The 7,539-nt window shown below is 71.2% G+C and carries 3 protein-coding genes and 1 pseudogene; all 4 read right to left on the bottom strand.

Going from position 1 to position 7,539, the window contains the following annotated elements; all coding sequences use genetic code 11:
- Positions 1-127: 127 nt before the first annotated feature.
- A complete protein-coding gene (locus AOZ49_RS03390; protein WP_054474326.1) occupies positions 128-1,186 on the bottom strand; it encodes a FecR family protein in 1,059 nt (352 codons plus the stop codon).
- Between the two features lie 40 nt (positions 1,187-1,226).
- The gene (locus AOZ49_RS03385; protein ID WP_054474325.1) at positions 1,227-1,745 is read right to left on the bottom strand and encodes a sigma-70 family RNA polymerase sigma factor; all 519 of its coding nucleotides are present in this window, start codon (positions 1,743-1,745) and stop codon (positions 1,227-1,229) included.
- A 167-nt stretch (positions 1,746-1,912) separates the two neighbouring features.
- The gene (locus AOZ49_RS03380; protein WP_054474324.1) at positions 1,913-4,765 is read right to left on the bottom strand and encodes an autotransporter family protein; all 2,853 of its coding nucleotides are present in this window, start codon (positions 4,763-4,765) and stop codon (positions 1,913-1,915) included.
- Positions 4,766-4,901: 136 nt separating this feature from the next.
- Positions 4,902-7,478 (bottom strand): annotated as a pseudogene (locus AOZ49_RS33930) (autotransporter-associated beta strand repeat-containing protein); the annotation flags it as partial.
- Positions 7,479-7,539: the final 61 nt, after the last annotated feature.

Raw genomic sequence — 7,539 nt, 5'->3', positions numbered from 1 at the left:
TGAGTACCCAAATGAGCGCCTCTCAGCGTTGCGAATGCTCGCCGGGGACCTGCCACGACTGCGCTTCGCGCCTTGATAGTCACTCATTTGGGTACTCATGCGAGGCTCCTTTTAGTGTGAACAGGCCCTAGCGCGCCGCGACGGGCGCGCCGCGGCCGACCCAGACCAGGTACGGGGTCAGGGACGTCAGCGTCAGCCCGGGCACGCTCTCCTGCAACAGCCGCAACGCCCGGTCGGTGTCGTCCAGCGGCAGCACCACCACCATCCGCACGCCCGCCAGCGCCGCGCGGTCGTAGAAGATCCGGCCCGGCCGGTAGCGGCCGAGCTCATCGAGCACGTCGGTCAGGGGCCGGTCCCGCACCACCAGATGGTGATGCTTCCAGGCATCGGCGATCTCGCGCGGATCGATGGTCTCCACCTTGCCGGCGCCGGATCGCGCGATCACCACCCGCTGACCCGCCTCGACCACCAGCGCCGGGGTGGCCGCCGCGCCGCCCGAGGCCGCCGCGCGGGCGCTCTCCCCGCCGCCCGCCGTCTCCACGCGCACGCGGGATTCGATGACCGTCAGGATCGTCACGCCCTCGCGCCGCTCGACCACATAGCGCGTGCCCAGCGCGGTCAGGCGGGCCTCCGGCGTGGAGACGACGAACGGACGCGAGGCGTCCTTGGCCACGTTCACCAGGACTTCGCCCCGCACCAGCTCCAATTCCCGGCGCCGTGTGTCGAAGCGCAAGTTGATGGCGCTGTTGCTCGCCAGGGTCACTTGCGTGCCGTCCTCGAGCACCTGGGAACGCCATTCGCCGGTCGCGGAACGGGCATCGGCCATCAGGTACGGCAGCGAATCGCCTTGCAGCGCGGTCCAGGCGACCGTGGCGGCCAGCAGGAAGGCCCCGGCCGACAGCAGCAGGCGCCTGGCGCGCTTCCTGCCGGCATGGACGAACGCCGCCTCGAACCCCGCCCGCGCCGCGCCGGCCGCCGCCGCGTCCTCGCCGCGCAGCCCCTGCATGGAATCGACCACCTGCCGCAGATGGCTCACCGCCGCCTCGTGGGCGGGACTCTGCCGCATCCAGGCGTCCAGTCCGGCCTGCGCCGCGGCGCGCTCGGCGGCGTCGCCCGCGCTCAGGCGCACCACCCACAGGGCGGCCTCTTCGGCGATGGCATCGGGAATGGCGGAGCGCGCGCTCATGCCGCCGCGCCCTCCGCGGGACAGGCCGCGCGGCCGGCGCTCACGGCGCGACGACTTGATGGCAGCGCAGCAGGCCCTGCGCCAGGCACTTCTGCACCATCCGCACGGAAATGCCCAGCCGTTGCGCCACGGCCGGCTGGCTTTCGTCTTCCAGGTAGTGCAGCAGAAAGGCCTCGCGCCCCTTGGGCGCCAGCGTGGACAGCGCGGCGGCGAGCTGTTCCACCGCCTGCACCGCGCTCATCACGGCCTCGGGCGACGGCGCCCAGCGTGGCAGCGCGGCCGCGGCCAGCGACATGGCTTCGAGGTAGGCTCGCTCGACCCGTTCCCGCCGCGCGCGGTCCAGCACCAGCCGCGACGCCGTGGTGGTCAGGTAGGCGCGCGGCTCGGCCAGTTCGACCAGCGAGGTCTTGGATGTGAGGACGCGCAGGAAGGTGTCCTGGGCCAGGTCCGCCGCCTGTTCGGGGCAGCCCAGTTTGCGGCGCAGCCACGACCGCAGCCAGCCATGATGCTCGGCGTAGAGGGTCTTGAGGATCGAGGTCGGAAGATTGGCGGCAGTCACGATTCAGTCCGCCCAAACCCGGCCTGTAAGTGAACGTCTTGACGGTCAAATAAAAATGATTGTCAATATTATCCAAGAAGGTACCCCGGCGCAAGCACGCCGCGCCGCCCTGGCCGAGGCGGGCCGACGACGGTCGGCGCCACCCCTTCCCCGCGGCCGGACCGCGCCTACCAGCGGATCTGCACCCCTACATTGCCCTGCACCATCTCGCGCCGCTCGCCGCCCAGATTGAAGCCATAGCCCGTCGACGCATAGACGCTGACGCGCTCGCTGGCCTTGACCGACATGCCCAGCCCCAGGCGCGCCTGCGTGCCGCCCATGGCCGACTTGCTGGTGGTGCCGCCGTCGAAGCTGACGCTGTCGTTGCCGCCCAGCGTATGCAGCAGGTCGGCGCGCAGATAGGGTTTCCAGGTCGCGCCGCCCGCCTGGTACTCGGCCTGCAGGCGCGCCCCGACCCGTCCGATCAGCGCGTTCCTGGGCGCGAACGAGACCTCCGAGGCCGAATCTCGCACCGCGTCGATCCGCGTGTTCTGGTAGATCAGCTGGGCCTGCGGTTCGAGGCTCAGGTCGGGGCTGAGCGCGATCGGCAGCCCCGCTTCGACCGACGCCGTGAAGGCCTTGCCGTCGGTGGACGAGGTATCCCCCGCGCGCGATCCGGGCTTGACCTTCAGGTGGCTGCCCATGATGACGGTGTCGGTGTACCAGCCGCCGGGTCCGACATGGGTCCAGTAGCCGCCCAGGCTGTAGGCGTCGATGGCCAGCTTGCCGGCGCCGTAGCCCTCCTGCCCCATCGCAAACCCCTTGACGTCGCCATCGGCGCGGGCGTAGCCCAGGAACATGCCATAGCGGTCCTGGTGGCCGCTGTCGGTGCGGCGGGCGTAGAGGTCCTGCCCCGCCTGCATGCCGAAGATATTGCCGCTGAACGACTGCCGCACGGTGCCATCGCGCCGCTCGGAGAAGTGATCGCCCCAGGTGCGCGCCCAGCCGGACGGCAGGCCGCCGGTCCCGCTCAGCAGGTCCTGATTGCCCTGGCGATCGTGGAACGTGCCGATCTGCTGCACCGCCAGCTCGCGCGCCAGCGAAGGTACTTCCGTGTAGATCGACACGCCGGGCCGGTAGGTGGGCGTCGGGTCGGGGCCGTTGGCCAGTTCCGAGCGCAGGTACCAGCTCTGCTCGTTGCCGGCCGCGACGCCGCCGCGGAACAGCTGGTACGAATAGGCGCCGGCGTAGAGGCCGCCGCTGGTGAAGGCGCCCGGCGTGGTGGTCGCGCCGTTCAGCGCCTGCACCACCTGGATGCCGTCGCCGCTGGTCTTGGCGCCCAGGCCGCCCTTGTTGGTGATGCGCAGCGTGGTGCTGCCGCTGGCGGCGCCGCCGCTCAACACCAGCTTGTCGGTTGGCGAATTGTCGGCGCCCAGGAAGGTGTTGAGCGCCACCACGCCGGACTGGCCCTGGTAGTTGCCGGTCACCGTCAACACGTTGCCCGGCGCCGCGCCGCCCAGGTCGACCACGCCGCTGTTGACCAGGTTGCCGGTGATGGCGAAGCCGCCCGCGCCGCCGCCCAGGCCGGGAAACGCGTCGGCCACGGCCAGCGTGCCGGCGTTGGTGACGTTGCCCTTGACGCTGCCGTAGCCGCCGAAGCGGGCCCCGGCCTGCACCGTCACCGGACCGCCGCTGTTGATGGCCGCGTCCGCGTGGCCGGCGTCGCCCACCGCCAGCCCGCCGGCCGTCACCGTGGTGCCGCCGGTGTAGCCGTTGATGGCGTTGAACACCGTGGTGCCGCTGCCCTGCTGGATCACCTGCCCGCCGCCGTTGATCACGTCGGCCTGGACATAGCGGTCCGAGCGGTTGAAGGCCAGCACGCCGTCGTTGCTGACGATCCCCATGATGTTGCCGCGGGTGCCGCCGTCGCCGACCTGCAGCGTGCCCGCCTTGATGACGGTGACGCCGTCCTTGACGACGGTGCCGCTGCCGTAGCTGTTGGTGCCCGTCAGGATGACGGTGCCCCCGCCCAGCTTGGTCAGCGATCCGCCGCCGCCGATGTCGCTGGCCACGGTCAGCATGGTGCCCGCCAACGGCTCCAGGCCGCCGCCCATCGCGCCCAGCGTGATCGGACGCGACTGCGTCAGGCTCTGCGTGGTGCGCAGCGTGCCGCCGTCCATGCCGAGCGCGGCGCCCGCCGCGCCCAGGGCCGTGTCGGCCGCGATCTGCAGCGTGCCGCCATTGATCGCGGTGCCGCCGCCGTAGGTGTTGGCAGCATTCAGGACCAGCGTGCCGAGATCGGCCTTGACCAGCCGCGAGGCGCCGGTCAGCACCGCGTCGATGGTCGTGGTGTAGCCGGCGCCCAGGCTGCTGCCATCGCCCACGCGTAGGGTCGTGCCGCCGCCGGCGTCGGGCACCAGTTCGATGGCGCCGCCGGTCAGCCGGTAACCGTTGCTGGCGAATTGCATGCCGCCGCTGCGCACCTGGCCCAGGCTGTTGTCCACCGTGACCGTGCCGGGCGCCGCCATGAAGATGCCGAAGGTCGCGTCGGCGTAGGCCGCGTTGGGCACGCCCAGCGAATTGGTCCAGTTGTCGTTGCCGGTCGAGTTCTGCCAGGTGCCGTTGCCGCCATCGACCGTGCCGTTGTTCTTGCCCGCGGCGGCGGCGCCGTCCCAGAAGTTCAGGGTCAGCCCGGCGGTATTGACCAGGTTCACCTGCTTGTCGATCGCGGTCTGCAGCGAGAACGACGGCGACGGAATCGTGCCGATGGTCAGGCCGTTGTTGGTCAGGGCGCCGTCGTAGCTGATGACCCGGTAGACGCCCGGATCGAAGCTGCCGCCCGGCGGCGTGGCGACGTTGAGCGTGCCGTCCAGCGTCAGGTTGCCCTTGACGATGGTCAGGTCGTTGAGCGGACCGCCCACGGTGCCGGCCTGGCCGAAGTTGTAGGACAGCGTGGCCGTATTGCCCAGGGTGAGATCGCCGTTGATCGTCAGCGTGCCCGGCGCGCCGGTGGTGTCGCCGGGCGAGAGCGTGCCGGCCACGAAGGCGCTGCCGCCAAGGGTGCCGGTGCCCCCCCAGGGTGGCGCCGGTGGCCACGAAGGTGTTGCCGGTGGCGGCGCTCTGGTTGCCGTTCACGAACAGCGAGCCGGCCAGCACCTGGGTCAGGCCCGTATAGCTGTTGTTGCCGCTCAGCACGGTCTGCCCGCCGCCGTTCTGCACGAAAGCGCCGGTGCCGGAGAGGATGCCGTTCAGCAGCACCTGGTCGCTGCGCTCGACCACCAGCACGCCGTCGTTGACCACGTCGCCGGTCAGCGAGCCGCTGGTGCCGCCATTGCCCAGTTGCAGCACGCCCGCGGTGATGGCGGTGCCGCCGCTATAGGTGTTGTTGCCGGTGAAGACCGTGGTGCCCGTGCCCTGCTGCACGAACTTGCCGGTGCCGGTGATCGGGCCCGCCAGCGCGAACGTGTCGTTGCGGTTCACCGCCAGCGTCCCGGCGTTGACGATGGGCCCCGTCACGTTGCCGCTGGCGCCGCCGTTGCCCAGCTGCAGCGTGCCGGCGGTGATGCGGGTGGCGCCGGCATAGGTGTTGTCGGCCGTCAGGATGGTGGTGCCGGCGCCGGCCTGGGTGACGTTGCCGCTGCCGCTGATGAGGCCGCCAAAGGTGTAGGTGTCGCTGCGGTTGAAGACCAGCGCGCCGTTGTTGGCCACGTCGCCGACGATGCCGCCGGTCGCGCCGCCCGCGCCCAATTGCAGCGTGCCGGCGGAGATCGTGGTGCCGCCGTTGTAGGTGTTGTTGGCCGTCAGGATGGTGGCGCCGCCGCCGTTCTGGCTGACCGAGCCGGTGCCGCTGACGAGGCCGCCGAAGGTGTAGGTGTCGCTACGGTTGAAGACCAGCGCGCCATTGTTGGTCACGTCGCCGACGATGCTGCCGCTCGCGCCGCCCGCGCCCAGCTGCAGCGTGCCGGCCGAGATGGTGGTGCCGCCGGTATAGGTGTTGGCGCCCGTCAGCACCGTGGCGCCGCTGCCCAGCTGCGTCACGCCGCCCGTGCCGCTGACCACGCCCGCATAGGTATAGGTATTGCCGCGGTTGAAGGCCAGCGTGCCGTTGTTGGTCACATTGCCCAGGAGGCTGCCGGTGGCGCCGCCCGCGCCCAGCTGCAGCGTGCCCGCGGAGATCGTGGTGCCGCCGGTGTAGCCGTTGTCCGCGCCCAGGACCAGCGTGCCCGTGCCCAGCTTGCCCAGGGCGCCGGCGCCGTTGACGGCGCTGTTCAGCGTCAGCACGTTGGCGCCCGTGACCTCGAAGCTGCCGCCGCCCGCGCCCAGCGTGGCGGCGCGCGCCGTGGCGAAGCTGCCGGCGGCGCGCAGCGTGCCGCCATCCAGCGACAGCGCCGTGCCGGCGGCGCCCAGGTTGGCGTCCTGCGACACCTGCAGCACGCCGCCGTTGATGGCGGTGCCGCCGGCATAGGTGTTGACCCCCGACAACACCAGTGTGCCCAGGTCGGTCTTGACCAGCCTGGCCGCGCCATCGAGCACGGCCGCGATCGTCGCGGTGTAGCCGGCGCCATCGGCCGAGCCCGCGCCGACGCGGATGATCGCTTCGGCCGGCCCGCCGCCGGCAACCGGCGCGCCGGTCAGCGTCAGCTTGTCGCCGGCGGCATTGCCTTGCAGCAGGTAGCCGTCGGTGGCGAACTGCATGCCCTGCACGTTGATCTGGCCGTTGGTGGCGCTGTCCACCAGCACCGTGCCGCTCTGGCCGGTGAAGACGGCGAACGCGCCCTGGCTCCAGGGCGCGTTGAGCGCGCCGCCCGCGTCGGTCCAGTTGTCGTTGACGCCGCCCGGCGCCACCCAGGTGCCCGAGCCGCCATTGACCTGGCCGTTGTTCTTGGGGCCGGCGTCGCCGTCCCAGTAGTTCAGCGTCAGGCCATTGGTGTTGACCAGGCTGACCTGCTTGTCCACCGAGGTCTGCACGAAGTAGTTGGCGGGGTTGGAGCCGGCCGGCAAGGTGCCCAGGGTCAGGCCCGCGGGGTTGGTCAACGCGCCGCCGTAATTGATGATGCGGTAGATGCCCGGGTCGAAGCGCCCGCCCGGCGACAGCGAGACGTTGAGCTGGCCGCCCAGGCTGACGTTGCCGGCCACGTTGGTCAGGTCGTTGAACGGGCCGCCCGCCACGTTGGCCTGGCCGAAGCCATAGTTCAGCGAGGTGCCGCTGCCCAGCGTCAGGTTGCCCTGGATGGTCAGCGTGCCTGGCGCGGTGCTGTTGTCGCCCGGCGAGAGGATGCTGTTGCCGGTCAGCGTCACGTCGCCGCCGATCACGCCCTTGCCGCCCAGCGTCGCGCTGTTGTTGACGGTGGTGGCGCCGGTGGCCGCGCTCTGGTCGCCGTTGACGAACAGGCCGCCGGCGTTGACGGTGGTCGCGCCCGTGTAGCTGTTGTTGGCGCTGAGCACGGTGGTGCCGGCGCCCTGCTGCGTGACCGCGCCGGCGCCGCTGATGGCGCCGCCGAAGGCGTAACCATTGCCGCGGTTGAAGACCAGCCCGCCGTTGTTGACCACGTTGCCGACAATGCCGCCAGTGGCGCCGCCGGCGCCCAGCTGCAAGGTGCCGGCCGAGATCGTGGTGCCGCCCGTGTAGGTGTTGTCGGCCGTCAGGACGGTGGTCCCGGACCCGATCTGCGTGACGCCGCCGGTGCCGCTGACGACGCCGCCGAAGGTGTACGTATTGCTGCGGTTGAACGCCAGCGTGCCGCTGTTGGCCACGTTGCCCAGGATGCCGCCGGTGGTCGACCCGCCCGCGCCCGTGCCCAGCTGCAGCGTGCCG

Origin of the sequence: Achromobacter sp. 2789STDY5608615 (genome assembly GCF_001298995.1) — a bacterium.
In the GTDB taxonomy this organism is placed as follows: Bacteria; Pseudomonadota; Gammaproteobacteria; order Burkholderiales; family Burkholderiaceae_B; genus Achromobacter; species Achromobacter insuavis.
Note: the sequence above shows the minus strand (reverse complement) of the source record. Positions and strands in the feature narration are given on the sequence as shown.

What these genes read in the sequence shown, in the direction of transcription:
- AOZ49_RS03390 (WP_054474326.1), bottom strand. Translation starts at nt 1,186, where the DNA reads ATGAGCGCGCGCTCCGCCATTCCCGATGCCATCGCCGAAGAGGCCGCC.